Here is a 26479-nt window from a genome sequence, read left to right as displayed (position 1 = left end):
CAACTTAAAAGAGCAACCGTGTTTAAGAAAATATTAATCGCCAACAGAGGTGAGATTGCCTTACGTGTTATCAGAACCTGTAAGGAAATGGGCATCAAAACAGTGGCTGTTTATTCAGCTGCTGACAAAGACAGCCTTCATGTGCGCTTTGCCGATGAGGCTGTAAATATTGGTCCTGCCCCGTCAAACCAGTCTTACTTAAAAATACCTCATATTATTTCTGCAGCAGAAATCACTAATGCCGATGCTATACATCCGGGTTATGGTTTCCTGTCTGAAAATGCTGAATTCTCCAGAGTTTGTGCAGAGTATGGCATTAAGTTCATTGGTGCCTCGCCTGACATGATCGACAAAATGGGTGATAAGGCAACAGCGAAGGCCACAATGAAGGCTGCCGGTGTACCTACTATCCCGGGATCTGAAGGTCTACTCGATTCTGTCGAGCAAGGAGTGAAACTGGCCAACGAAATGAAATATCCGGTTATTCTAAAAGCTACTGCCGGTGGTGGTGGCCGAGGAATGAGGATTGTTAACTCAGATAAAGAGTTTCAAAAGGCATGGGATGATGCCAAAATGGAATCAGCTGCCGCCTTTGGTAACGATGGCCTTTACCTTGAGAAGTTCGTTGAAGAACCACGTCACGTAGAAATTCAGGTTGTGGGCGATAGCAAAGGAAAAGCCTGTCACCTGTCTGAAAGAGACTGTTCTATCCAAAGAAGACACCAGAAACTGGTTGAAGAAACCCCTTCTCCTGCCATCACTCAGGAAATCAGAGATAAAATGGGTGCTGCGGCTGTTAAAGCTGCCGAAGCCATTGGTTACGAAGGTGCAGGAACGGTAGAGTTTCTCCTCGACAAAAACGGTGACTTCTACTTCATGGAAATGAACACCCGTATTCAGGTAGAGCACCCAATTACAGAAGAGGTAACCGATTTCGACCTGATTAAGGAACAAATTAAAGTAGCGGCAGGAATTCCGATTTCAGGAAAGAACTACTATCCTAAGCTTTATGCAATGGAATGTAGAATCAATGCTGAAGACCCTGCTCATGGCTTCAGACCTTCTCCGGGTAAGATTACTAATCTTCACTTACCAGGAGGTCATGGGGTAAGAATTGACAGCCATGTTTATGCCGGCTACACTATTCCACCTAACTATGACTCAATGATTGCTAAGCTTATTGTCAGCGGACAGTCGAGAGAAGAAGTCATTGTACGGATGAAAAGAGCCCTGGAAGAGTTTGTTATTGAAGGCATTAAAACCACTATTCCTTTCCACATTAAGCTCATGGAAGATGAAGGTTTTAAATCCGGAAACTTTACTACGAAATATCTTGAGACATTTGATTTCTCAACACTATAAAACTTAAGCCGGCAAAAGCCGGCTTTTTTTATCTCTTTAGGTACTTTCCTCCCATGATCTTTTCCAGCACCTGTCCTCTCAGTTGAGGAGCTACTGGCACTTCCTGACTATCTATTTTGAGCACGTTCCCTTCAATGGCTTCTACCCTCAGCGTATTCACTATAAAGGATCGATGAACCCTTATAAACTCAGTAGGTAACTGCTCTTCCATATTTTTTAATGAGACCAGGGTCATCAGGGAAGATTTACCCTTTCTATGAATCCTGACATAGTCTTTCATTCCTTCTATATACAGTACATCTGAAAGTAACACTCTGACAATAACACCATCGACTTTCACAAAAAAGTATTGATCTGACCGATTCGCTCTGGCTGATTCATTCATTAGAGCATAGGCCTTATTGACAGCTTTTACAAACCTTTCAAACGAGATGGGCTTCACCAGGTAATCAACGGCTTCCAATTCATAGCTCTCTGCTGCATATTCCCTGTAGGCTGTCGTGAATATGATATTCGGTTTATCACGCAACTCTCCAAGAAATTCCAGCCCATTTTGCCCCGGCATATTAATATCCAGAAACATCAGATCCACGGGGTGATCTTTCATATAGTCAAATGCCATTGAGGCATTCTTAAACTCTCCGACCAGTATAAGAAATGCCGTTTTAGCGACATAGTCTGCAAGACCTTCACGAGCCAAAGACTCATCATCAACTATAATGCACCTAATTTCCATTCAGATTGATTTGAAGGTTTACACTGAATTCCTGCGCATTTTTCTCTATTTCCAATTGATGCTTACCGGGATAGAGGAGTTCCAATCTTCTTCTAACATTACTCAACCCAAGTCCCTCTCCCTCATGTCTCAAGCCTTCGTCAGTCACAGAGTTAATACAGGAAAACTCCAGATAACTCTCTCTGATATCTAATAGAACTTCTACTTTGGTCATCTCCTCCTTATTGGAAACACCATGCTTAAATGCATTTTCCACAAAATTCAAGAATAGCATGGGAGGAACCTTTAGCCCTGTGGGTTCTCCATTGACTTGCCATTGAACATTCACATGATTCGAAAACCTGAGCTCCTGCAATTGTATAAAATTACTGAGGTTTTTGATCTCTGTTTCTAAAGGGACCCACTCCTTTTTGACATCATAAATCTGGTGACTCAGGAGGTCAGAGAACTTCTCCAAAGTCTCGATTGCCTTCTCATTATCCTTCCTAATAAGCACATGAATACTATTCAGGGCGTTAAAAAGAAAGTGTGGATTTATCTGGCCCTTTAGTAAATCTAACTCAACTCTCAGGTTTGTACTTTCCAATTCCCTTAACCTTCTTTCCTTTACATACCATTGATTAATAAAGTAAAAGCACATACTGAACCCTAATATGATAAGGAACTCCGAACCAGTACTACCCATGCCTTGCATGGAAGCAAAGAACTCTGAAGTAGGTATATGATGGTGCAGGTAATAATAGGAGAATATCTGTGCACTGAAATATGAATTAGCCAGGATTAATACGGTCAGAAGAAAAACATACAGCACACGTCTGTTCTCCAACAAGAAGTAAGGAATGAGAAAATACATATTGATATAAATTCCCGGGCAGTAGCTTAAACTACCAATGATGTTACCATCGACAGTATCCCAGAAAGTGGGGGCATAGATCATATCCATAAACCCCCAAATGAGAATGTACAACATCCATAAAAGGATGTGGATGATTATCAGCTTCCAATTCAACTTCATTCTTGCCTTAATGAATCGACAGGATTGGCTTGAGCCGCCTTAAAGGATTTGATGCTTAATGTCCCGAAGACAATGATTATAAGTATAGCTCCGGAAATCAAAAAATAGTAGGGAGTCAAACCGATTTGATAAGCAAAATTCCCCAACCAATCACCTAATACAAGGTAACTGATTAAACAGCCTATCACAAATGCAATGAAGATGAGCCAAACAAAGCCAGATGAAATTCTCCACACGACATGCCCGACCTTTGCTCCCAGTACTTTCCTGATCCCGACTTCTCTTTTCAGTTGTGCTGCCATCAACGAGGTCATCGCAAAAAGCCCAAGGCATGCCAACACTATGCTGATAGATGAAAATGTGAGGAATACCTCACCAATTTGTTCTTCTGATTCATAAAGAGATTGAACGGCATCATCCAAAAAAAAATAATCAATAGGAATATTGGGTGCAAATGATGACCATACTTCTTTGACTGCCTCAAGGTTCTCAGATATCGTTCCCGAACTCAATTTCACAGACATCTTCTGTTGCATATAGGGTTGAGCAGCAGGAATTATACTGATCACTACAGGGTCTACTTCATTGTGTAATGACTTAAAATTGAAGTCTTTTACCACACCTATAATTTTACCCTGATGCACAGCTCTAAATGAACCATTGGCATTAACACTGCCTAAATAGAGATTCTTATTGAGCGCCTCTTCTGGTTGCCAACCAAGCTTTTCAATAGCGGTCTGATTCAGGAGGTAGGCAGCTGAATCTGTTCCCAGTTTTTCATCGAATCCCCTGCCGGAAACTATCTCAAAATCATATAGCGATACGAAATCCAAGTCTGTTTCCAACCTCATAAAAAGGAGATTATTCTCCACAGAACTACCCTCAGGGAGAACATTATAGTCGTAAAATCCTTCATAACCAGGAATTCGGGAAGATACTGAAGCACCCTCAACCTGAGGTAGCTGATTCAACTGATCTTTCAGTAATCTGATATTCAAATGCTGAACACTTTCAATATCAAGCACTATAGTCTGTTCCTTATCGAACCCCAAAGACTTATTTCTCAAAAACGAGAGTTGATAATAAATCACCACCGTTGAAATAATGAGCACGCTGGAAACCAAAAATTGAAAAATGATAAGACCCTTTCTGAAGAATGAAGAAAAGCGGCTTTTCAAACTAACCTCCCCTTTTAATATAGCAATCGGTGAAAACCCGGACAGAAACAAAGCGGGGTATAGACCTGAAAGCACCCCAACGAACAACCCAATACCAAGAAGAGCTCCTACAATCAAAGGAAGTTCTCTTAATCCCACCTGAAACTCCTTTTGTGCCAAACCATTGAAGGCGGGAATAGCCAGATAAAAGAACCCCAATGCCAAAAGAGCCGAGAAAAGAGCCAGGATGATAGATTCGGTTAGGTATTGTCCGATTATCTGGGCTCTGATTGCACCAAAGACCTTTCTAATCCCCACTTCTCCACTTCTTCCTATAGACTTAGCGAGAGAAAGATTCATAAAGTTGATACAAGCTATAGACAGAATCAGCAAAGCAGTTGTTGCTAAAACATAGAGATAGCTCTTGTTAATAGTCTTGCCCAATTCATTAGAATAGCCTGTACTTGTATGTATCTTATCAATAGGCTGGAGCTCGTAATCTCTCTGCTCTGCAATGATCTCTCCCAAATACTTTTGAATCATTCCTGTAAACTTGGATTCGGTTTCTTTAATATTGACAGTTGGCGGAACTTTGGCATAGGTGTAAACAGGTGGCCAGTACCAATTATTGAACATCCAACCACCTTCTAACTGTCTCAGACTGATGAATGAAGCAATGATATCCAGCTGCAAGTGAGACCGATGAGGCATATCTTCCATTAGCCCAACTACCTGAAAATCATATTGTCCGTTTACTCTAAGGGTTTGCCCAATTGGTGATTCCTCTCCAAAGTGTCTTTTGGCAGCTGACTTTGATATTACCAATGAAAAAGGATCTGACAAAGCAGTATTAGGATCTCCCTCAATAAGGTGATAGTCAAAAACATCCCAGAAGCTAGAGTCAGCAAAGGCAAAGTTTTTCTCCTGAAATTCGCTTTGTATGTCTCTGCCCACTTTAAATTCATCTATATGCAGCCTGACAAAGGCCTCAAATTCAGGGAAGTCATTTTGCAAAGCAGGACCAATAGCACTAAAGGCATTAGCCATCTTTGTGGAGCTGCCATCAGCTGTAACTACTTCTGTTAACCGATAAATCTGTTCATAATCCTTATGAAACCTATCGAATAAAGATTCATCTATTACGAATAAGGTAATGAGCAGGAAACAACTCATTCCAATGGCTAAACCAAGAACATTAATAATAGCATGAGCTTTGTGTCTGACCAGATTACGAAGCCCGATTTTGAGATAATTCTTCAGCATGACCTTTTTAAAGGAACATAGCCTAACTATCCAGGAAGAAGAAATTAAATAGAAGAATGGGGTTCAATAATAGACAAAGCCCCCTGATCAGTAGATTATGCTTTCCCTTCAATCTCCTGGCAAAGTTCCTGATACCAGGCCTCTCCATATTTTCTGATGAGCGCATCTTTCAGGAACTTGTAGACAGGTACACCCAGTTTTTCTCCCAAAGTACATGCTGCTGAGCAAATACTCCAGCGATCATAATTAAGAGCCTCGTAATGATCGTACCTGGTAATTCGAATCGGATAAAGTTCGCAGGAGATGGGTTTCTTAAATGTAGTTTTACCATCACGATAAGCCTGTTCAATACCACACTTGAGAATCCCTTTCTCATCATAAATCGCAAAGGCACATTCCTTTCCACCAATCGTAGTCGTTGAGTAATCACCCTCAAAGTCTTTGATGTAAAGTCCTTCCTTTTCTATGGCCTTTAAGCCTTCATCTGACAGATATGGTTTTACTGCTTCAAAAGCATCCTCTAGCTCCTTCAATTCGCTTTCTTCTAAAGGGGCTCCCAAATCTCCTTCAACACAACAGGCTCCTTTACATTTATCAAGATCGCAAACAAAAAACTGCTCTTTGATATCGTCACTAATTACCGCGTTTTCTACCAGAATCATAAAGACTTCTTTGTTGCAAATATAGGCATAGCATTAGCCAATCCATTCAAAATGTTAACTTTGCCCCGATTTGATTCAATGAGCCAACCAGTTAAAATTTCAGGAGTAATCATCACCTTCAATGAAGAGAAGAATATTGCCAGATGCATTAACTCCATGCAGTCGGTTTGTGATGAAATACTGGTGGTTGATTCCTATTCCACAGATCGGACGAAGGCCATTTGTTCAGACCTTGGGGTGAGGTTTCTGGAAAACAAATGGGGTGGTTTTTTAGAGCAAAAGAACTTTGCTCAGGACCAGGCCCGGTTCGATTATGTACTACAGCTGGATGCTGATGAAGAACTCTCAGACCAGCTCAGGATCGAAATTCAAAAACTAAAGGAAAACTGGCAGGCTGATGGCTATTCCTTCAATCGGTTCACTAATTTCTGTGGCAAGTGGATCAAGCATTCAGGGTGGTATCCTGACGCGAAGCTGAGGCTTTATGACAGAAGGAAAGGCGAATGGAAAGGTCTTGATCCGCACCCGGCAGTTGAAATGTCGGCTGAATCTTCCACGGGCAAAATCAAAGGTGACCTGCTACATTACTCTTACATCTCATATGATGACTTTGTCAATCGCTCTGCCAGCTATGCCAGGCAAGCGGCCTTCGCGATGAAAGCCATGGGCAAAAGGCCAAGTCACTTCAAGATGGTATGCAGCCCGGTCTTTAGATTTTTCAAGGACTACGTCCTTAGAGGTGGTTTCAGGGATGGTATAGAAGGTTATCTGATATGCAAGACGGCTGCCTATTATACGTTTTTAAAATATTTGTACCTGAAGCTGATTGAAAGTGGCAAACTGAGTTCATGAATAAAGCCTGGTCATATATAGTCCTTGAAGCCAATCACCGCAAGCAGGTGATTTTCTTAATGATCTTTGTATCACTGGTGTACCTCTATAACTTTCATGTCAATGACATATGGACACCCAACGAAAGCTTTTATGCCGAGGCTGTGAGAGAAATGTTCGAGGGCAATAACTTTCTCGACATTTTCTACAACTATGAGCCTAGATATAATAAACCCCCTCTAACTTATTGGCTCATCGCCATTTCATCTACCGTATTCGGGCTAACTGAATTCGCCATCCGGCTTCCAATTGTACTTTTAGCTCTTGGGAGCATCTGGTATACCTATAAAATAGGCAAGCTGCTTTATGGCGACAAAGGTGGCTTGTATGCTTTGGTAATGATGGCCTTCAGTGTTCAGCTTCTGGCGGTCAAACAATATGCATCTCCGGAAATCCCTCTGACCTTCTTTTTCACACTCACCATGTACTACTTCATTAAAGCCTACATTTCCAGAAGTAGTCGATATATGTGGTGGGCTTATGTGGCCCTGGGGTTAACAGTCCTCACCAAGGGCTTTCCCTACATCATTGTGATTGGTGGTATCATCGGTCTGTTTATCATTATCGAGAGATCGTTCAAATGGAAACCCATTTGGCAGGATATCAAATTCCTGAAGTTACCCTTTGGAATACCTCTGGTTCTACTCATTGGCTTAAGTTGGGTAATATTCATGTACCTGAAAGATGGACAGGAGTTTTGGGAAGTTTATTACCGCGAGACCTTTGGCAGAGCCCTGGAGAAAAAGACCAACGGACCAAAACCGTTCTTTTATCTCGAAGTAATTTCATGGAGCATACTGCCCTACTCGTTGGCTTTCTTCTTTGCCTGCTTTTACTGGGTAGCCAACAGGACTCAGTGGAGAAAAATCACATTCCCACTAAGCTGGGTAGTAGTTATGTTTGTGATCTTCACTATCGCTAAGGGAAAGATTCCAACTTACATGATTCAGGCACACCCCGCTCTGTTGCTGATGATCGTCCCACTCCTGCTGAAATTTGATCCGAAAAAACTTTGGCTTAAGGGGCTTTGGAGCTTCTGTTTTTTATTTCCGTCAGTACTCATTTTAACCGCCAATATTCTAATTGTCGATCAGCTTAATTTACACTGGCTTACCTATGTAGCTCCTTTGGCTTCATTAGGCCTACTGGCTCTATTTCACTTTAAGAAAGGCGATGACAATAACCGGGCATTGGCTGCCGTTCCATTCTGGGTAATCTCATTTTTTCTGATCTCATTCGCCACCCTGCTGCCAAAGCTGGAGAAATTCAGACCTTATGATGAAATTGGTCAGGTAATTAAATCACATGATATTGATTCAGAAACGCCTATTTTCATTGAAAATACACTCATCCATAATATCCCTTTCTATGCAGAAAGATTTGCTGAGAGAGATGCCACTCCTGCCATAGTGCAAAATCATAAAGGAGCAACCCTGGCTTTGATGAGAGAAGAAAGTTTAAGTCAACTGGACGGTTTTGAAAGTCTTTGGTCAGGCTACATCTATGACTTTCCCAGTGAATCTCAATTCGCCAAGTTCATTATGGCTTGCATTGAGGCAGAAAATGGTGATTACTCAAAATTTGCTAATTTCCACCTGATTTATCGACCCTGACTTTATGCCTAAAAAGTTTTCAAAGACCAAGTTCCTTTACAGAGCTCTTAAATACCGATTTGTAGAGGATAAGGCCGAACTTGATTACATTACTCAATCAGTTAATCCCGGTGATTTTGTACTAGACATTGGTGCGCACAAAGGTGGATACTTACACTGGCTGAGAAAGTCTGTTGGTGATCAGGGGCAAATAGTAGCCTTTGAACCACAACCATCGCTTTACAATTACATAAAGGAGGCAATAGCAGCATATGGCTATCAAAACATTACACTTCATCATGCGGGAGTTTCCTCTCAAAAAGGTAAACTAAATTTATTCATACCTAAAGCAGAGGGATTAACTTCTCCGGGAGCCACTTTTGAAGACAGGCCTCATGTAGAAGGAGGACATAGCATAGAAGTACCTGTGCTTCAAATTGATGAGGTATTGGAAGGCAGGTCAGAAAAAGTATCTTTAATCAAAATTGATGTAGAAGGTCATGAGCTTGAGGTATTTAAAGGTGCTGAAGCACTATTGAAGACTGATCAACCTAAGTTGATTTTCGAGTGTGAAAACAGGCACCTTAATCATATGAAGGTCGAAGATGTCTTCAACTATTTAAAGCAGTTAAATTACAAAGGCTATTTCTTCAATAAAGGCAAGAGAGTAGCGATTGAAGAGTTTGATGCTAATCAGCATCAGGCGATTGACGAGGGGAAAGAAATAATTAACAAAAAAGCATATTGCAACAACTTCGTTTTTGAACCCACCAGCTCATGAGTCTGAAAAGAAAGCTTAAGAACTTTGCCAATAATACTTATGAGCCACTCAAAACCAAGCTCAAAAAATACTACAGACCAAAACAATATGTAAAGAAGTGGGGCAAAGAAGAAGGACTCAGGCTTTACAATGATTTTTTCAATTATACCTCAGAAGAGGAAGAAACACATTTCCAACTTAGCGGCTATCCTCACACTCTTTTCCTAAGAAAAGCCACTTCTGACGAACCTACCTTCAGGCAGGTTTTTATGAATATTCGCTATGATATGAACCTGGACTTTAGTCCTGAAACGATTCTGGATGGAGGGGCTAATGTAGGTTATGCTTCTGTCTTTTTCGCAAATAAATACCCTGAAGCTCAAATTTTGGCTATTGAACCGAATAGCTCCAATTACGATCAGGTAATTAAAAACACCAGATCATACTCAACCATCAAACCTCAAAAGACTGCTATCTGGGGCAGGTCTACCTGTCTCAAAATCATTAATCCTGATACGGATCACTGGGCTTTTGAAGTAGCGGAATGTGATTCTAATGATGAAGGTGCCTTCGAGGCGGTTTCTATCAACCAACTTATTGAACAGGAAGGCTGGGATAGTATCGACATCTTAAAGCTGGATATTGAAGGGGCCGAGATGAATGTATTTAAAGATAAAAGTCATGAAGACTGGCTCCCGAAAGTAAAGCTGCTGATTATTGAACTTCATGAAAGAATACAACCTGGTTGCACAGAGATTTTTGAAAATGCTATTGCCAAATACAATTTCGAAAAAAGTATTAGTGGCGAAAACCTTGTCTACATGAATAAAAACTAAAAAGGCCTCACACAAGTAAGGCCTTTTCGGTTGATAGTATCTATCTGTTAATATCTGTAGTGATCTGGCTTGTATGGGCCATCTACGGTTACACCAATGTATTCCGCCTGATCTTCCGAAAGAGTCTCTAACTCCACACCAATCTTCTCCAGGTGCAAAGCAGCCACTTTTTCATCAAGGTGCTTAGGCAGAGTATAAACCGCATTCTCATAAGCATCCGTATTAGTCCACAATTCGATCTGAGCCAAAGTCTGGTTGGTAAATGAATTCGACATAACGAATGAAGGGTGACCGGTGGCACAGCCAAGGTTTACTAAACGACCTTCAGCCAAAACAATGATGTCGTTACCGTCAATATTGTAAAGGTCAACCTGAGGCTTAATTTCAGTTTTTGTACTGCCGTAGTTTTTGTTCAACCAGGCAATATCTATTTCATTATCGAAGTGGCCGATGTTACAAACAATGGTTTTATCTCTCATTGCTTGGAAGTGCTCACCTGTAATAATGTCTTTGTTACCAGTAGCTGTGACAACAATGTCAGCCCTCGGAATGGCCGACACCATTTTCTTCACTTCGAAACCATCCATAGCAGCCTGAAGCGCACAGATTGGATCAATCTCCGTCACAATCACTCTTACACCAGCACCTCTTAGAGAAGCAGCAGAACCTTTTCCAACATCACCATATCCGGCTACAACAGCTACCTTACCGGCCAACATAACATCGGTTGCTCTTCTGATGGCATCTACCAAAGACTCTTTACAACCGTATTTATTGTCAAACTTAGACTTGGTAACAGAATCGTTTACGTTGATAGCTGGCATAGGAAGTGTTCCCTTCTTCATTCTTTCGTAGAGTCTGTGAACACCTGTCGTAGTCTCTTCAGAAAGGCCTTTAATTGCAGGAACCAACTCAGGGAATCTATCCAAAACCATATTAGTCAGGTCGCCACCATCATCAAGAATCATATTCAATGGTTGGCCACCTTCAAAGGCATGAAGGGTTTGCTCGATACACCAGTCAAACTCTTCTTCATTCATTCCCTTCCATGCAAAAACAGGAATTCCTGCCTTAGCAATAGCGGCCGCAGCATGATCCTGAGTTGAGAAAATATTACAAGAAGACCAGGTCACTTCTGCACCTAGCTCAACTAAAGTCTCTATCAAGACTGCAGTCTGAATTGTCATGTGCAAACAGCCGGCAATTCTCGCACCTTTGAGAGGTTGACTTTCACCATACTCTTCTCTTAGAGACATCAATCCTGGCATTTCAGCCTCAGCCAGTTGAATTTCTTTTCTACCCCACTCAGCGAGGTTAATATCTTTAACTTTGAATTTAACTCCTGTTTCTTGCATCGAATATCATTTTTTGGAGGCGCAAAGGTAACACCTTAAGTATTGCCGATCAATTAATTAAATTAATTCCAAATGAATTCTACTTCTTTGAAATCGAAGAGCTCGGAACCAACAGGTGTTCTTATTTCAAGATGACCGGAATCGCGAACATCTATAATTTCTCCATCGAAAATATACTCAGCACGATATTTTCTCAGCCTTTTGTAGCCTAACAAACTTCCCAGGTATTGTTCTTTGATCTCCTTCTCCTTTCCACTTTTCAACCTGAGATATAAAGACTCCAGATGACCAAGAAGTAGATCTAATACCTCTTGGAGACCATATTCCCGGTTCGCCTCATTCACTATTGAAGTAGCTCTTTCAAGTCCTATAGACCTTTGATTAACATTCAAACCAATTCCAACAATACTATATTCTATGTTCGATTTTCTGACACTGTTTTCAATCAGAATTCCGCAGGCCTTTCTTCCATTCAGAATGATGTCATTAGGCCACTTCACCTCTACATGTGCATCACTCGCTAACTCCTTGAGCACAGCCTTAACAGCCAGTGAGCCGACCATATTCAAATAAAATTGTTTATCAACTGACAAAAAGCCTGGTTTGAGGATTATGGAGAAGGTGAGATTCTTTCCTTCAGCGCTAAACCAGCTATTTCCACGTTGGCCCTTACCTGCCAATTGATGATCTGTAATGACAAAGGTGCCTTCTTTGATGTCAGTACTGACAAGCATTTCGTGGGCTATATCATTGGTAGAGTGACATGATGGCATATATTCTACCACCTTCCCCATAAATAAGGTATTAGCAGGAATTTTGTACAACAGTTTTCGTAGTTTTACGCGCAAAGAAAATCAAATATACATCACTAAATCATTAATGAATTCGGAAGAACTAAGCAATGTAGTTGTCAGAGGAATGGAAGAGAAGAAAGCCGAGGACATTGTAGTTATGGATTTACGCCAGGTGAAAGGTTCAATCTGTGACTTTTTTGTCATCTGCTCAGGTAACTCCGATACACAGCTGGAAGCCATAGCCAAATCTGTTGAGGCAGAGGTTGAAAAACACAACGAAAAAGTCTGGAGAAAAGAGGGCTTTACCAACAGAGAATGGATCCTTATTGACTTCGTGAATGTAGTAGCCCACATCTTCAGAAAAGACAAAAGACAGTATTACGGACTCGAAGATCTTTGGGGTGATGCCGTAATTACTTCTGTAACCCAAAACGCCTGATTAACCTTTATTCCAACAGCGCGTTATAATGTAGATTTTAAAGACTCAAAAAAATAAATAATGCCAGATAGTCCAAGAAAGAAAAACATACTGGGCAAGCCAGCTCCGGGAGGAAAAAGGCCGAATAATCAAATATGGATCTTTGTATCCCTCATTATATTATTCTTCGCCATATCCTTCTTTACCAATTCAGGCTCGGGAATCCCTATTACACCAGTAAGGTTTGAAAGCATGATCAAGAGCAACGATGTCTCAGACATTGTTTATGTTGAAAACCAGCGTATGGTGGAGATCACCCTGAAACAGGAAGCATTGCAAAATGCTAAATACAAAACTGAAATTGAGAACAACAACGTATTAGGTTTTAACTCCGGACCGCACTACGTGATGCAGGACAGGTTTCCTACAGCTGAGAAATTCGAGGAGTACTACAACAAGTTTTTAACTGACAACAGTATCCCCGATAACCAAAGGGTTTATGTAAAATATAAAAACAGAACTACCATCATTGAATTCCTTAGTACATGGGGATTCCTGATTCTAATTGTTCTTTTCTTCTGGTTAATGATGAGAAGAATGACCGGAAACACAGGTCCTGGTGGTCAAATCTTTAACATTGGTAAATCAAGAGCAGCTCTTTTCGACACTGAGAACAAGGTCAAAATCACTTTCGACAACGTGGCTGGTCTGGATGAAGCTAAGGAAGAAGTAAAAGAGATTGTTGAGTTTTTGAAGAACCCTTCAAAATTCACCAAACTGGGAGGTAAAATCCCTAAAGGCGCTCTGCTGGTAGGCCCTCCTGGTACAGGTAAGACTTTGTTGGCCAAAGCGGTAGCCGGAGAAGCTGGCGTTCCATTCTTCTCACTATCAGGTTCCGACTTCGTTGAAATGTTCGTGGGTGTTGGTGCGGCCAGAGTTCGTGACCTGTTTAAACAAGCTAAAGAAAAGGCACCATGTATCGTATTTATCGATGAGATTGATGCCATCGGACGTTCAAGAGGTAAAGGCCAAATGCCTGGCTCTAATGACGAAAGAGAAAACACACTGAACTCACTCTTAGTGGAGATGGATGGTTTTGCCACCGATTCAGGAGTAATCATCCTGGCAGCAACCAACCGTCCTGATGTTCTGGATAATGCCCTGTTGAGACCGGGACGTTTTGATCGACAAATCAGCATCGACAAACCAGATATTGTTGGTAGAGAAGCTATTTTCAAAGTTCACCTGAAACCAATCAAGTTGGAGAAGGATGTAGACCCTAAGAAGCTTTCTGCTCAAACCCCGGGTTTTGCGGGTGCTGAGATTGCCAACGTCTGTAACGAAGCAGCCCTGATTGCTGCGAGAAAAGACAAGAAGGCTGTTGATATGTCTGACTTCCAGGATGCCATTGACCGTGTCATTGGTGGACTGGAGAAAAAGAATAAAATCATTTCTCCTGAAGAGAAGAAAATTGTTGCTTACCACGAAGCGGGCCATGCCGTAGCAGGTTGGTTCCTGGAACATGCCGATCCATTAGTAAAGGTGTCTATCGTGCCAAGAGGTGTAGCCGCATTGGGTTATGCTCAATACTTACCTAAGGAGCAATTCCTATATCAAACCGAGCAGTTACTCGATGAGATGTGTATGACCCTTGGTGGGCGTGCCGCTGAAGAAATCATCTTTGGTAAAATCTCTACTGGTGCTCTGAGCGACCTGGAAAGAGTAACCAAAATGGCCTACAGTATTGTAAGCGTTTATGGTATGAATGATAAGATTGGTAATATCTCTTATTACGATTCAAAACAGAACGACTACGGGTTTAATAAGCCTTATTCTGAAGACACTGCGAAGATTATTGATCAGGAAGTGAAGAAGCTTGTTGAACAGGCTTATCAGAGAACCAAGCAACTACTGACAGACAAGAAAGCACAGCTTGAGATCTTAGCTAAGGAATTGTTGGACAAGGAAATTATCTTCCAATCAGACCTGGAAAGCCTGATCGGTAAAAGACCTTTTGACAAGGAAACTACTTACCAGGCTTACACTAACAACTCGAATGGTAAAGCAGAAGATAAAGAAGAAAAGGAAGAGTCAGTTTCAGAGGAAGTTACCAATTCAGAAAGTACGACTGAAGAAGTAAGCAATGAGCCTCAGGATTCTGACACAAAACCTGATAAAGAGTAAGAACTCTGTTAAACTTAATAATACATCAGGCCTTAGGGCCTGATTTTTTTTGTCTACCCCTTTGGTTATCTTTCCATATTCATTTTAAAATATGAAGCTCACCCCTGGTCTGTCACAAAAGATATATTTTGCCTCTGACTTCCATCTGGGAATACCTGATCCTGAAAAAAGTCGGGAGAGAGAACTTAAAATTATACGATGGCTCGATGAGTGCAAAAAAGACGCACAAGCCATCTTTTTAGTAGGTGATCTTTTCGATTTCTGGTTTGAATACAAAACCACTATTCCAAAAGGCTTTTCAAGGTTTCAGGGCAAACTGGCCGAAATAGCTGATGCAGGAATTGAATTGCATATTTTCACAGGTAACCATGACCTGTGGATGTTCGGCTATTTTGAATCGGAGTTTAATGCTAAAGTCTATACCGAGCCCATCGAACTAGAGATTAATAACACCAGCATCTTTGTTGGCCATGGTGATGGACTTGGCCCGGGTGACAAAGGTTATAAGTTCCTTAAAAAAATCTTCACAAATAACTTCTTTCAGTGGGCTTTTCATTGGCTTCATCCCAATGTAGGAATTGGTTTGGCCAACTTCTGGTCTGGAAAAAGCAGAGCTCAGGCCAACAATACTGAGCAAAGATTTTTGGGTGAAGGTGAATGGCTCTGGACATACAGTAAAGAACTCGAGAAAAACCAGCATCGGGATTACTACATTTTCGGTCACAGACACCTGCCTCTCGATCTGGAAGTAGGTGAAAACAGTCGTTATATTAACCTCGGAGAGTGGCTGAGTTCATCTACTTATGCCGTTTATTCTGACAATAAAATTGAGCTCAAGACTTTTGAAGGCTAGGCTAATCATATTACTGCTTCTCAGTGCCAGTAGCTTTCTGGCACAGGCTCAACAAATCAAATCAAAGGGTTCTTTTAAGTTGAGCTTTGAACCTGTTGCTGCCTCAATTGACAGACAAGGTTATCTGTATTTTGCCTCTGATGAAGGAGTGATTGAAAAATACAATCAGTCAGGCGAGCTTCAATACCATTTTTCTCCACGGAAAAAGGCAAGACCCTCTTTGTTAGAGGCATGGCAAGGGTTAAGAGTATTTGTTTATTATCAAGGCTTTCAGGAATATCTTTTCTTAAACCGTTTTCTGACGGAGTCAGAACGGTATAATCTTCAAAGATTTAATCTCAGCCAATTCAATGGCATTGCCACTCTTTCAGCCGACAATAACTTGTGGTTGATTGATTCAAATTCATTAACTCTAATCAAACTTGACCTTCAAAGTGGAGAGAAACTATTAGATAATGTTTTAAGTCTATCGCTGAATACATCTGGAATAGACCCATTATTCATGAGAGAATATCAGAATCTGCTGTTTATCAGCGATGCCAAAAACGGACTTCTTGTCTTTGATAACCTCGGAAATTATGTTGAAACATTGACCGAAGACAGTCCTTCATTTTTCTCCTTTTCAAGAAATGAAATCATTTATACACAAAAACAGAATATGATCCTGATGGATATTTATTCCAAAACAAAAAGAGAGATCAGCACTGCCGATCTCTCCTACGAAATTGTGTTTATGGAAAACAATCAAGTCTTTGCCTTATCAGGAAATCGGGTAGATATCCTGAGTCTGAATTAATTACCAGGCTGCTGTAATTCTCCTGTATAAATATCCAGGATAAACTGTCTCAGCAATATCTGATACTTACTCCTTACTAATTCTAGATCACCTCTGTTCTTGGCAGTCAGGCTCTGTAAATAAGTCACAAAGTCAATCGTACCATTCTCATATCTTGTTTTTGCAAACTCAAAAGACTGATCGAGATTAACCTTGCTCTCTCTTGCAGCAGCGTATGTTGTTTTAGCATTCACAAGATTCAAATAAGCCTGCTGTACCTGATTAGTCAATGTATTTCTGGCTTGCTCTAAACCCAGTTGAGAATTAAGCACCTGAATTTTAGAAGTCTGAAGTTGTGTTCTATTTCTGAAATTGGTGAATAATGGAATGTTTAAGCTAAATCTGGCAGACTTAGAGGCATTGTTCTCAAACTGAGTAGATAAATCCACTACCGAACCATCATTCGCCTTTACGTTTGACGACCATGAGGTACCATATCCAGCATTCAAGCTTAGGGAAGGCATCCAGGCAAACTTGGCAGCCTGAAGACTTTTCTCAGTAGCACTTAATGTCAACTCAGCAGATCTTACTGATGGAGAGTAGTCAAGAGATCTCTCATATACAGAATTATAAGCCTCTAATTCCTCATCCAATTCTGCATCTGTTGGAGTAATCCCCTGGAAATCATATTCATTTGTGGGGTCCAGCAATAGCAACTGAATCAATGTTAATTGGGCAGTTTCCAGGTTATTCTTCAAGTTGACAATAGTAAGCTCTTGTTGAGCAATCTGAGAACGGAAATTATAAACCTGCTCCATATTACCAACACCAGCTCTTTCTCTTTTCTCCTCGCGCTCTAGTTGTTCCTGAAGAAGTGATTTGGTTTCTTCATTAATCTTTAAGCTCTCTCTAGTAGTGATTACCTGAAGAAAAGAAGCAATAATGCTAGCCTGAGTCGCCTGAACTGAACCTTTCACTGCCTCCTCCGCAGCCTGATAGTTTGCTTTAGCCTGCTGCATACCAAATACATTGGAGAAACCATCAAATATAGTTAATCCAGCACCTATTGATCCACCACCACTTAAAGTAGTAGTGTTTACCAAGCCTCCAGAAGTCTGGTCAAAAGAAAGTCCTTCAAACCAGTTATGAGATGCACTAGCACTCAAAGAAGGCAGGAAATTGAACTTACTTTGTGTAAAGTTAGCTCTGGCAATTTCAGCGTTATTCTTGGCTCTTTTAATGTCCAGGTTATTCTGAAGTGCAATATCTATACACTCCTCCAAAGTCAGCACTTGTTGTGCAAAACTCACAGATGTACTCAGAATGGCTAAAAGAGCTATTGTGAATATTCGTTTCATAATAATGTTTTCTATCCTTTGGGCAATATTATTCCTGAAGAGCTGTCCCAAAGCCCTTCTTATAAGGTCCACCTGCCTTTGGCAAGTGGACAGCATCAATAGTCGTTGGTAATTAGACTAAAGAGTTTTCTTTTGAATTGATGTTCTCAGATACTACCTGACCATCGAACAAGTTCACTACTCTGTGAGCATATTCAGCATCAGTAGCAGAGTGAGTTACCATAATTACAGTGGTACCTCCTGCGTTCAGGTCGCTAAGAAGTGTCATTACTTCCTGACCGTTAGTTGAATCCAGGTTACCAGTAGGCTCATCCGCAAGAATCAGGTTTGGCTTAGCCACAACTGCTCTGGCTACCGCAACCCTCTGTTGCTGACCACCTGATAATTGTTGAGGGAAGTGATCTTTTCTGTGCATAATCTGCATATGCTCTAATACTTCCTCTACTCTTTGCTTTCTTTCAGAAGCAGGGTATTTAAGATAGATCAATGGAAGCTCAACATTTTCATATACAGTTAGCTCATCGATCAGGTTAAAGCTCTGGAATACGAAACCAATGTTTCTTTTTCTGAGCTCAGCTCTTTGTCTTTCAGAATATTTTGAGACCTCTTCATCGTAAAAGTAGAACTCACCTTCAGAAGGATTGTCCAATAGACCAATAATATTCAATAGTGTTGACTTACCACAACCGGATGGTCCCATGATAGCCACAAACTCACCTTCAGCAATCTGAAGATTCACGTTGTTCAACGCGGTAGTTTCAATTTCATCAGTGTAGTAGAACTTCTTCAGTCCTTTTGTAGTGATGATACTTTTGTTGTTTTCCATAATTATAAAGTTAATTAGCTGTTTGAATTAATTTATTTCTTTATGACAAGCTTGTCCTTGTCTTCATATCCTTCGTATGATGAAAATATCACTTTTTCTCCAGGTTGTAAACCTTCGAGCACTTCATAGTGTCTAGGAGTCTGGTTTCCAATTCTGATATTTCTTCTTGTAGCCTCTGTTTCATCTTCATTCAGAACAAAGATCCAGTTACCACCTGTAGTCTGGAAGAAGCTTCCTCTAGGGATTTGAATGGCATTCTTTTCTTCGCTGAGTTGCAGTCTGATTGAGATAGTCTGACCCCTTCTAACTCCATCCGGCACCTCTCCGATCATCTCTACTACAAATGTTCCGTTATTGATCTCTGGGAATTTCTTTCTGATTTCCAATCTGTATTCTTGTCCGGCAAAATCATAAGTACCCACCAGACCTTCATAAACTCGAGGTAAATAATGCTGATCTACATTGGCAGAAATTTTAAACCCATCGAGATCATCAATCTGAGCGATGGTAGTACCCTGACCAATAGATTGACCTATCTCTGCATTTACAGTTGATAAAAGGCCATCAACAGGCGCTGTTATGTAAAGATCATCCAACTGACCTTCTACAATTCTCAAACTTTCTCTGGATGTGACCAATCTGGCTTCATTTTGCTTAACCTGAGTCACGGCATTAATTGAGTCATACTTCATCTGTTGAAGCGTATTTTCTCTCTGAGCTACTAGTCTCTCATAACTTCTTTTAGAGTTCAAATATTCCTGTTCAGAAATCACATTATCCTTCCAAAGAACCTGATTTCTAGTGTACAGATCTTTAGCCTGATCAATATCAAAGTCAAGCGTGATCACTTGTGCTCTAGATCTAAACAATGACTGTTGTAAGTTATTATTGGTGTTCTCGATTTCATTCTCAAGACGGTTAGTCTGTGTTTGTTGACCTATATAGTTCATTTCCAAACTACTATTCTCAAGCTTCAGGATGGTATCTCCCTTTTTCACTTCTACCCCACCTTCCAAGAATTTCTCCTGAACATTACCACCTACTTTGGCATCAAGGAAAAATGTTGTTTTTGGTTGTACTGTCCCTTCAATTGGGATGTACTCTTGGAATGGCCCCTCAACCACAGGAGCTACACTAATTTTTTCCAAGTCTACATTGAGTTTTGACGCATTGTCTGCAAAGACAAACACATATAGTATCAGGTATAAGATACCGCCACTTCCTAGTATGGTTACTATACGTTTTGTGGTCCACGTCTTCTTCTTAATTTTTCTGTCCATTGCTAATTTAGTCGTGTTTTCTAATCCGACCTGCTTTTGACAACAAGGGTGCCACTTTTGTAAAAAGCTTAAAATCAATGAAATAGACTATCCTGAAGAGTAAAGGGTTGCATGGAAGTGTACAGATTTAAAACAAAGATTGATCGAAAACGAACACATTCTGAGATTCAACCGAAACGGAAGGGCATAAAAAAAGGCTCGGTATGGTCAGCACCGAGCCCAAAGGTCAAAAACTCAAAATATCTGAATTAATCTTTAAAATTAATTCAAAACAACAGCTGCAATATAAGCACTAATCTAACATCTGCAAAACCTTCTTCTAACTAATGGTGTCTTTTTTACACATTGAATTAAAAATATCTGTACCTACTGCTTTTTAGCAAATTTCACCTTAGTTAAGTACTAATAGAGGCATCACCACTTCAGCATGAGATTCAAAATACGCTCCCGGCATCCTGTACGATTCCGTTCTATTTATTGTACTGCAAACGGACACTTTTAATTAAGAATCCCTTAAATTGAGCCTCATTGTCATTTGGCATTATTTCAGTTAATCAAAGGTAAAACCCAAGCTTGTGGAGAAAGAATTAGGAAAGATTTTAATCATCGATGATGATGAAGACGTACTTATTGCGGCCAAACTATTATTAAAAAAACACGCCAAAGAGGTAATCATAGAGAAGAATCCTAAGAAGATTCCTTTTCTCATGAATAACGGTACTTACGATGTCATTCTCCTCGACATGAATTTTAGCCATGATACCACCAGTGGTAAAGAGGGTTTTTATTGGCTGGAACAAATTCTTGAGGCCGACCCTAAAGCAGTTGTTATTCTTATAACTGCCTTTGGCGATGTTGAAATGGCTGTAAAAGCCCTGAAAGAAGGGGCTACGGATTTTGTGCTCAAACCATGGCAGAATGAGAAGCTTCTGGCCACTCTTTCTTCTGCCGTAAGACTCAAGCAAAGCTATAAGGAGGTTGAAAAGCTCAAAAGTGCTAAAAAGCAACTTGAAGACGACATCAGTAAACCTTTCAACGATATCATCGGAGACAGTCCTGCCATGAAGAATGTCTTCAGCATCATTGATAAAGTGGCTGGCACTGATGCCAATGTTTTGATCCTGGGGGAAAACGGTACAGGTAAGGAGCTGGTGGCGCGAGCCCTTCACAAGCGATCTTTGAGAAAAGACAATGTCTTTGTGGGGGTCGATATGGGTGCCATTACCGAAACCCTTTTTGAATCGGAGCTATTCGGGCATAAGAAAGGTGCTTTTACCGATGCCAAAGAAGACAGAGCAGGACGCTTTGAAGTAGCTTCCGGAGGTTCCCTGTTTCTGGATGAAATCGGAAACCTCAGTATGCCTTTACAATCCAAACTCCTGACCGTTTTACAAGGACGCCAGGTGACAAGAATTGGTACCAACAAACCTGTCGATATAGATATCCGCCTGATCTGCGCCACCAACATGCCAGTATATGATATGGTAGCCGAAAACACCTTCCGACAGGATTTACTATACAGAATCAATACGGTTGAAATACATCTGCCCCCGCTAAGGGACAGACAGGATGACATTAACTTATTGGCTGATCATTTTGTGAAGGTATATTCAGAGAAGTATAGAAAGCCACTCAAGAAGATTGCTCCTTCTACCTATAAAAAACTATCTAAGTACTCATGGCCGGGCAATATCAGAGAGCTACAACATGCTATTGAAAGAGCTATCATTATGAGTGAAGGGAATGTGCTCATGCCAGATGATTTCTTCTTCCTTGTACAAAAGCAAGACAATCAAAATGATGCTGTAGACAATCTGAACCTCGATGATGTAGAAAAGAATGTCATTCTGAAAGCCATCAACAAGCATTCAGGCAACATCTCAAAAGCTGCCAAAGAATTGGGACTCACCAGAGCCTCTTTATACAGAAGATTGGAAAAGCATGGGCTTTAAGAACCTTAGAATTACCGTTCTCATTAGAGTCGTCTTGTTGATTGGCTCTATTTTTCTTTTGGCTTATGTCTATTATGAGCAGCCCAATAATGTCAACGCCTTTTTTGTAGGTATCCTCATAGTGGTTCAGATCTATTTCCTGATCAGAACTCTCGATAAGACCAACAGAGAAATTGCAAGCTTCCTGAGCTCCATTAAATATGACGACTTCACTACAACCTATCCCTCTTCAGGAAGGGGAAGGTCTATGAATGAATTGTATAATGAGTTTAATAGCGTTATCCGTAAGTTCAGAGAAATCAGGGCAGAAAAGGAAGCCAATTACCACTATTTCAGAACTATTGTTCAACATGTGGCCATTGGATTGGTAACCTTTAACAAGCTCGGAGAAATCCAGATCATCAATAGCTCGGCTAAGAAGTTACTGGGTGTAGAATCTCTCAACAGTATTTTTGAGCTGAGTAAGGTTAGCCCGAAGTTGGTAGAGTCTCTGGTAAAGCTTAAGACCGGTGGCAGTGCATTGATTGAACTCACAAATGAAGGCACCCGTACCCAGCTGTCAATCTATGTCATAGAATTAGTATTGAGAGGCGAAGAGTTCAAACTGGTTTCAGTTCAAAACATTCAATCTGAACTGGAAGAAAAAGAGATGGACGCCTGGCAGAACCTGATTCGTGTATTGACTCATGAAATCATGAATTCAGTTACTCCCCTATCCTCTCTTGCGAATACAGTAGAGGTTAATCTGGTGGATAACATCGAAGATGATGTGCCTATCGAAAAGGAGGAACTGGAAGATATTTACCTGGCCGTTCAAACCATCAAACGTAGAAGTGAAGGGCTGATTCGCTTTGTATCTGACTTTAGAAACCTCACCCGAATTCCTGAACCAAAGATTCAGGAAATTGAAATCCATAAAGTCATAGACCATATCAAGGTATTGCTCTCGCATGACATGGTCGCCAGAAATATTGAGTTCAACATCAACATTGTTCCAAAAGGGCTAAAGATTCATGTAGACAAAGAGTTGATTGATCAGGTGCTGATTAACCTGATTCAAAATGCCATGCATGCTCTGGAAGAGACTGAAGGTGAGAAGTTGATCATCGTGAATGCTTTCGTTAATGAGTATGGCAGACCCACTATGAAAATCAGAGATAACGGTTCGGGAATTGATGAAGAAGCTTTAGGTAAAATATTCATCCCTTTCTTCACCACCAAAAAGCAGGGTTCAGGTATTGGTCTTTCATTATCCAAGCAAATTATGAGAAAACATGGAGGAGCCATTACCGTTAGATCAGTGATTGGTGAAGGCACAGAATTCACACTTAGGTTTTAGTTTTATCACTAAATGGTTTAACTTCCGCCATATAATTTGACCACTATCCGAATGAGCAATACTCTAGACCAGGTAACTCAAATACTAGTAGAAAAAATAGGCATAGCACCCACTGAGGCCACCCTCGATGCCAACTTCATTAAAGACTTAGGAATTGATTCTCTCGACTATGCAGAGATCGTTATGGAATTTGAACAGACCTTCAATATCCGCATTCCAGACAGCGATGCAGAGAAGCTACAGACTGTAGGGCAAGCCGTGAAATACATTGAAGAGCAAGTGAAATAGCAACTTGTATTAAGCCAATTTTACCTCAGTATTCTTTAACGCTACTAATTATAGCATTGTCATAATTCACTGTTTACAGCGGGGTCACACTAAAGGTTGATATTGTATTAGCCCGAACCCCCAAATACCCAGACAGTGAAGCACGAGTGTAAAACCATTATTGTGTCAGATGTGCACCTAGGAACCAAAGGCTCCAAAGCCAAGGAGTTGGTCAGGTTTCTTAAGCAATATCGATGCAAAAACCTCATCCTTAACGGTGATATCATAGACGGATGGCAACTTCGTAAATCCGGAAAATGGAAGCGAAAGCACACCCGCTTCTTCACCAAAATTCTAAAAATGATTGAGGAAGATGGCACTAAAATCACCTACCTCAGAGGCAACCATGATGACTTCCTGGACCAGGTATTACCCTTCACTGTCGGTAACCTGAAAATCTGCCGGGATACCATTTATGAATCCAATGGAAAGAAGTACTATATAGTACACGGAGATGTCTTCGATTCCGTAACCTCACAGTTCAAATGGATCGCCAAGCTAGGTGACATAGGCTATACCTTCCTCCTTTGGTTAAACAGACAATACAACTACAGACGACTGAAGAAAGGCCTCCCCTACTTCTCTCTTTCTCAAAAGATTAAGGGCAAAGTAAAGCAGGCTGTCAAATACATAGACGACTTCGAAACCCAGCTGGCTGCCATGGCCAGATATAAAGACTGTGATGGTATTATCTGTGGTCATATTCATCAACCAGCCATGAAAATGATCGATGGAATCCATTACATGAACTCTGGAGATTGGGTGGAGTCTATGACAGCATTGATCGAAGATAAAAACGGGGAATGGGACCTTGTTTATTACTCTGAAAGTGATCAGAAGGAAAAGCAACAAGCCGAGAAAGAAGACAATACAATTGATCTGAAAGACTACTTCGAAAAAGAGAATGAAGCGTCTGGTCTGAAGGTCAAAAATGCCTGATATGAAACTAATGTTTATCATTCAGGGAGAAGGTCGCGGACATATGACTCAGGCCCTGGCATTGGAGCAAATTCTTGAAAATGCTGGCCACGAAGTGGGTATTATGGCCATTGGCACCAGCAAAAGAAGAAGTATTCCTTCATTTTTCAGGAACAAGACAAAGGCCAGTCTCAAGCTGGTTAAAAGCCCTAATTTCTACTATGATAGAAATAGCAAGACCATTAACGGTTGGAAAACCATTGTCTTCAATCTGATTCGGATCCCTCTTTACCTGAGAGAATTGCTTACTATCCACTCCATCAAGAATGAATATAACCCAGATGTCATCATCAACTTTTACGATGTAATAGGAGGTTTCTACTTTCTTCTATTCAGGCCTCAATGCAAAAGAATTTGCATTGCTCATCAATACCTCGCAGAACACGAGTCATTCCCTTTCGCTAAAGGTTATTTTACCCAAAAACTGGCTTTCAAAATCAACAATCAGTTCACCTCTTTTAATACGAACAAGAAACTGGCACTTTCCTTCAGAGCGCTGAAAAGCCATAAACGTGGATTGAGTATTGTTCCTCCACTTTTGAGACAAGAAGTACTTGAGTTGGCTCCTAAAACTGGAGATTTCGTCTTATCCTATGTAGTCAATAAGGGTTATGGTGAAGAGATCATACGCTGGCATGCCAGGAATAAGAAGATCAATCTGCATTGTTTTTGGGATAACCATGAATACCCTGATGGCTGGTCACCTCACAAAAATCTTCATTTTCATCATTTGAATGATCAGAAGTTTCTGACGCTCATGGAAAGTTGCGCAGGATATGCAACCACTGCCGGTTTTGAATCTATATGTGAAGCCATGTACCTGGGGAAACCCGTACTTATGGTTCCGGTTAAGGGACAGTACGAACAGGCTTGTAATGCTGAAGACGCACTGCTTGCCCAGGCAGGAATCAAGTCCAGAAAGTTCAATATTGGACTGTTATTGAATTACATCACCAAGAAACACAGCCCTAATGAAGTGTTTTCAGAATGGCTCGATGGTTATGAACAGCGGTTTGTGAAGGAAATTGAAGTGCTTGAGCCTCAAATTGATGAATCGAATCGATTCAGATGGTTCAGCCTTCTGCCATCGATCAGTAGTAAATAAGTCCTTCTCCGGCCAGTCCTTCCTGCTTGGCGAGGCCTTTCGCATATCGCTCTGCTATTTCAAGGCATAGAACGGCATCGAAGTCATGAGATGAAGCAATATCCGGTAATTTTTCCATGTTCAATGCACTCCCCATTGCATCGATATCGGGTGACTTGGACCTATATCCCATTGCCTCGAGACCCATTTCCCTGGCCCTGTAAACGGGATATACTTCTATAAACGCTATGGCCGTCAACTTATCTTTCAATCGCATGGCTCTGGCCGTCAGCCCTCCCAGAAACATAGGCGACATTGCCCTTAAGACTCTATCTGCCTCTCGGTAAAAATAGTCGTTGAAATCAATCTTATTGGAGTAAACACCCGGCAAGGAAAGCGGGGCATCAATAGCAATGAGTTCAGGTCGATGCTTATCGCAAAAGTCAATGATCATTTTATCAGCATCCTGTTTCTTAGCTGATCGAAGTAGTTTGATTTCGCCATTATCCCGATACGCTATGCTGGTTGTGCCCGCCAGTTTACTCCCATAATCAATTCCGCAGACCATCATTGAATTCTAATTTCGTTGCTCCTCCCCACTAAAGTAACCTGAGTTACATTGTAAAACCATTGATGGAACCATAACTCTCTGATACCACTTAATGGTTTATAAATTGAGAGA

Annotated in this window: 24 protein-coding genes; 14 read left to right on the top strand and 10 right to left on the bottom strand. The window is 40.9% G+C overall.

What is annotated here, in order from left to right:
• Window positions 1-18: 18 nt before the first annotated feature.
• Complete coding sequence (accC, locus tag ACOOEY_RS16035) at window positions 19-1362, top strand: acetyl-CoA carboxylase biotin carboxylase subunit (RefSeq protein WP_420385734.1); 1344 nt, start codon at window positions 19-21, stop codon at window positions 1360-1362.
• Between the two features lie 28 nt (window positions 1363-1390).
• Here the strand turns inward: accC and ACOOEY_RS16030 are convergent, their stop codons facing one another.
• The 4 genes from ACOOEY_RS16030 to ACOOEY_RS16015 form a co-directional block, all read right to left on the bottom strand.
• A complete protein-coding gene (locus ACOOEY_RS16030) occupies window positions 1391-2098 on the bottom strand; it encodes a LytR/AlgR family response regulator transcription factor (protein WP_420385733.1) in 708 nt (235 codons plus the stop codon).
• Window positions 2088-3113, bottom strand: a complete 1026-nt coding sequence (locus ACOOEY_RS16025; RefSeq protein WP_420385732.1) for a sensor histidine kinase — start codon at window positions 3111-3113, stop codon at window positions 2088-2090. Before ACOOEY_RS16025 ends, ACOOEY_RS16030 begins: the two co-directional genes overlap by 11 nt.
• Window positions 3110-5533 (bottom strand): ABC transporter permease, encoded by a 2424-nt coding sequence (locus tag ACOOEY_RS16020; protein WP_420385731.1) that lies wholly within the window; start codon window positions 5531-5533, stop codon window positions 3110-3112. The genes ACOOEY_RS16025 and ACOOEY_RS16020 overlap by 4 nt, the downstream gene beginning before the upstream one ends.
• A 95-nt stretch (window positions 5534-5628) precedes the next feature.
• Entirely contained in the window at window positions 5629-6195 is a 567-nt protein-coding gene (locus ACOOEY_RS16015) for a DUF3109 family protein (protein ID WP_420385730.1), read from the bottom strand.
• 78 nt (window positions 6196-6273) lie between these two features.
• Between ACOOEY_RS16015 and ACOOEY_RS16010 the strand changes: the two genes are divergently transcribed.
• Genes ACOOEY_RS16010 through ACOOEY_RS15995 form a run of 4 tightly spaced genes read left to right on the top strand, consistent with a single transcriptional unit; the run spans window position 6274 to window position 10274 of the window.
• Window positions 6274-7047: a glycosyltransferase family 2 protein gene (locus ACOOEY_RS16010; protein WP_420385729.1), complete on the top strand. Its 774-nt coding sequence runs from the start codon at window positions 6274-6276 to the stop codon at window positions 7045-7047.
• Window positions 7044-8699, top strand: coding sequence for an ArnT family glycosyltransferase (locus ACOOEY_RS16005; protein WP_420385728.1), 1656 nt, complete (start codon window positions 7044-7046; stop codon window positions 8697-8699). Before ACOOEY_RS16010 ends, ACOOEY_RS16005 begins: the two co-directional genes overlap by 4 nt.
• A 4-nt stretch (window positions 8700-8703) precedes the next feature.
• On the top strand, window positions 8704-9459 hold the full coding sequence (locus ACOOEY_RS16000) for an FkbM family methyltransferase (RefSeq protein WP_420385727.1): 756 nt from the start codon (window positions 8704-8706) through the stop codon (window positions 9457-9459).
• Entirely contained in the window at window positions 9456-10274 is an 819-nt protein-coding gene (locus ACOOEY_RS15995) for an FkbM family methyltransferase (RefSeq protein ID WP_420385726.1), read from the top strand. Before ACOOEY_RS16000 ends, ACOOEY_RS15995 begins: the two co-directional genes overlap by 4 nt.
• A 47-nt stretch (window positions 10275-10321) precedes the next feature.
• Here ACOOEY_RS15995 and ahcY read toward each other — a convergent pair whose 3' ends face one another.
• Together ahcY and ACOOEY_RS15985 are read right to left on the bottom strand one after the other, a co-directional pair.
• Window positions 10322-11629: an adenosylhomocysteinase gene (ahcY, locus tag ACOOEY_RS15990; RefSeq protein ID WP_420385725.1), complete on the bottom strand. Its 1308-nt coding sequence runs from the start codon at window positions 11627-11629 to the stop codon at window positions 10322-10324.
• Window positions 11630-11691: 62 nt separating this feature from the next.
• Window positions 11692-12423, bottom strand: coding sequence for a biotin--[acetyl-CoA-carboxylase] ligase (locus ACOOEY_RS15985; RefSeq protein ID WP_420385724.1), 732 nt, complete (start codon window positions 12421-12423; stop codon window positions 11692-11694).
• A gap of 85 nt (window positions 12424-12508) precedes the next feature.
• Here ACOOEY_RS15985 and rsfS point away from each other — a divergent pair, with 85 nt between their 5' ends.
• From rsfS to ACOOEY_RS15965, 4 genes are all read left to right on the top strand, one after another.
• Entirely contained in the window at window positions 12509-12862 is a 354-nt protein-coding gene (gene rsfS / locus ACOOEY_RS15980) for a ribosome silencing factor (protein WP_420385723.1), read from the top strand.
• A 60-nt stretch (window positions 12863-12922) separates the two neighbouring features.
• Complete coding sequence (ftsH, locus tag ACOOEY_RS15975) at window positions 12923-15025, top strand: ATP-dependent zinc metalloprotease FtsH (protein WP_420385722.1); 2103 nt, start codon at window positions 12923-12925, stop codon at window positions 15023-15025.
• A gap of 91 nt (window positions 15026-15116) precedes the next feature.
• The gene (locus ACOOEY_RS15970; protein WP_420385721.1) at window positions 15117-15878 is read left to right on the top strand and encodes a UDP-2,3-diacylglucosamine diphosphatase; all 762 of its coding nucleotides are present in this window, start codon (window positions 15117-15119) and stop codon (window positions 15876-15878) included.
• Window positions 15868-16674 carry a hypothetical protein gene (locus tag ACOOEY_RS15965; protein ID WP_420385720.1) on the top strand — a complete coding sequence of 269 codons (807 nt, stop codon included), beginning with the start codon at window positions 15868-15870 and terminating at the stop codon, window positions 16672-16674. Before ACOOEY_RS15970 ends, ACOOEY_RS15965 begins: the two co-directional genes overlap by 11 nt.
• Here the strand turns inward: ACOOEY_RS15965 and ACOOEY_RS15960 are convergent.
• The 3 genes from ACOOEY_RS15960 to ACOOEY_RS15950 form a co-directional block, all read right to left on the bottom strand.
• Entirely contained in the window at window positions 16671-18011 is a 1341-nt protein-coding gene (locus ACOOEY_RS15960) for a TolC family protein (protein ID WP_420385719.1), read from the bottom strand. The genes ACOOEY_RS15965 and ACOOEY_RS15960 overlap by 4 nt on opposite strands.
• A 112-nt stretch (window positions 18012-18123) precedes the next feature.
• Entirely contained in the window at window positions 18124-18819 is a 696-nt protein-coding gene (locus ACOOEY_RS15955) for an ABC transporter ATP-binding protein (protein WP_420388660.1), read from the bottom strand.
• 50 nt (window positions 18820-18869) lie between these two features.
• Entirely contained in the window at window positions 18870-20117 is a 1248-nt protein-coding gene (locus tag ACOOEY_RS15950; RefSeq protein WP_420385718.1) for an efflux RND transporter periplasmic adaptor subunit, read from the bottom strand.
• Window positions 20118-20692: 575 nt separating this feature from the next.
• Between ACOOEY_RS15950 and ACOOEY_RS15945 the strand changes: the two genes are divergently transcribed.
• The 5 genes from ACOOEY_RS15945 (at window position 20693) to ACOOEY_RS15925 (ending at window position 25818) form a co-directional block, all read left to right on the top strand.
• A complete protein-coding gene (locus ACOOEY_RS15945; RefSeq protein ID WP_420385717.1) occupies window positions 20693-22069 on the top strand; it encodes a sigma-54-dependent transcriptional regulator in 1377 nt (458 codons plus the stop codon).
• Window positions 22059-23408, top strand: coding sequence for a sensor histidine kinase (locus ACOOEY_RS15940; protein WP_420385716.1), 1350 nt, complete (start codon window positions 22059-22061; stop codon window positions 23406-23408). Before ACOOEY_RS15945 ends, ACOOEY_RS15940 begins: the two co-directional genes overlap by 11 nt.
• Window positions 23409-23459: 51 nt before the next feature.
• Window positions 23460-23696, top strand: a complete 237-nt coding sequence (locus ACOOEY_RS15935) for an acyl carrier protein (protein ID WP_420385715.1) — start codon at window positions 23460-23462, stop codon at window positions 23694-23696.
• Window positions 23697-23831: 135 nt separating this feature from the next.
• Complete coding sequence (locus ACOOEY_RS15930; RefSeq protein ID WP_420385714.1) at window positions 23832-24674, top strand: UDP-2,3-diacylglucosamine diphosphatase; 843 nt, start codon at window positions 23832-23834, stop codon at window positions 24672-24674.
• A 1-nt stretch (window position 24675) separates the two neighbouring features.
• Window positions 24676-25818 carry a glycosyltransferase family protein gene (locus ACOOEY_RS15925; protein WP_420385713.1) on the top strand — a complete coding sequence of 381 codons (1143 nt, stop codon included), beginning with the start codon at window positions 24676-24678 and terminating at the stop codon, window positions 25816-25818.
• Here ACOOEY_RS15925 and ACOOEY_RS15920 read toward each other — a convergent pair.
• A complete protein-coding gene (locus ACOOEY_RS15920; protein WP_420385712.1) occupies window positions 25805-26368 on the bottom strand; it encodes a hypothetical protein in 564 nt (187 codons plus the stop codon). The genes ACOOEY_RS15925 and ACOOEY_RS15920 overlap by 14 nt on opposite strands.
• Between the last annotated feature and the right edge of the window lie 111 nt (window positions 26369-26479).

It is taken from the genome of Roseivirga sp., assembly GCF_965216855.1.
Taxonomy (GTDB): Bacteria; Bacteroidota; Bacteroidia; order Cytophagales; family Cyclobacteriaceae; genus Roseivirga.
The sequence above is the reverse complement of the archived record's forward strand: the minus strand, read 5'-3'. Positions and strand labels throughout refer to the sequence as shown.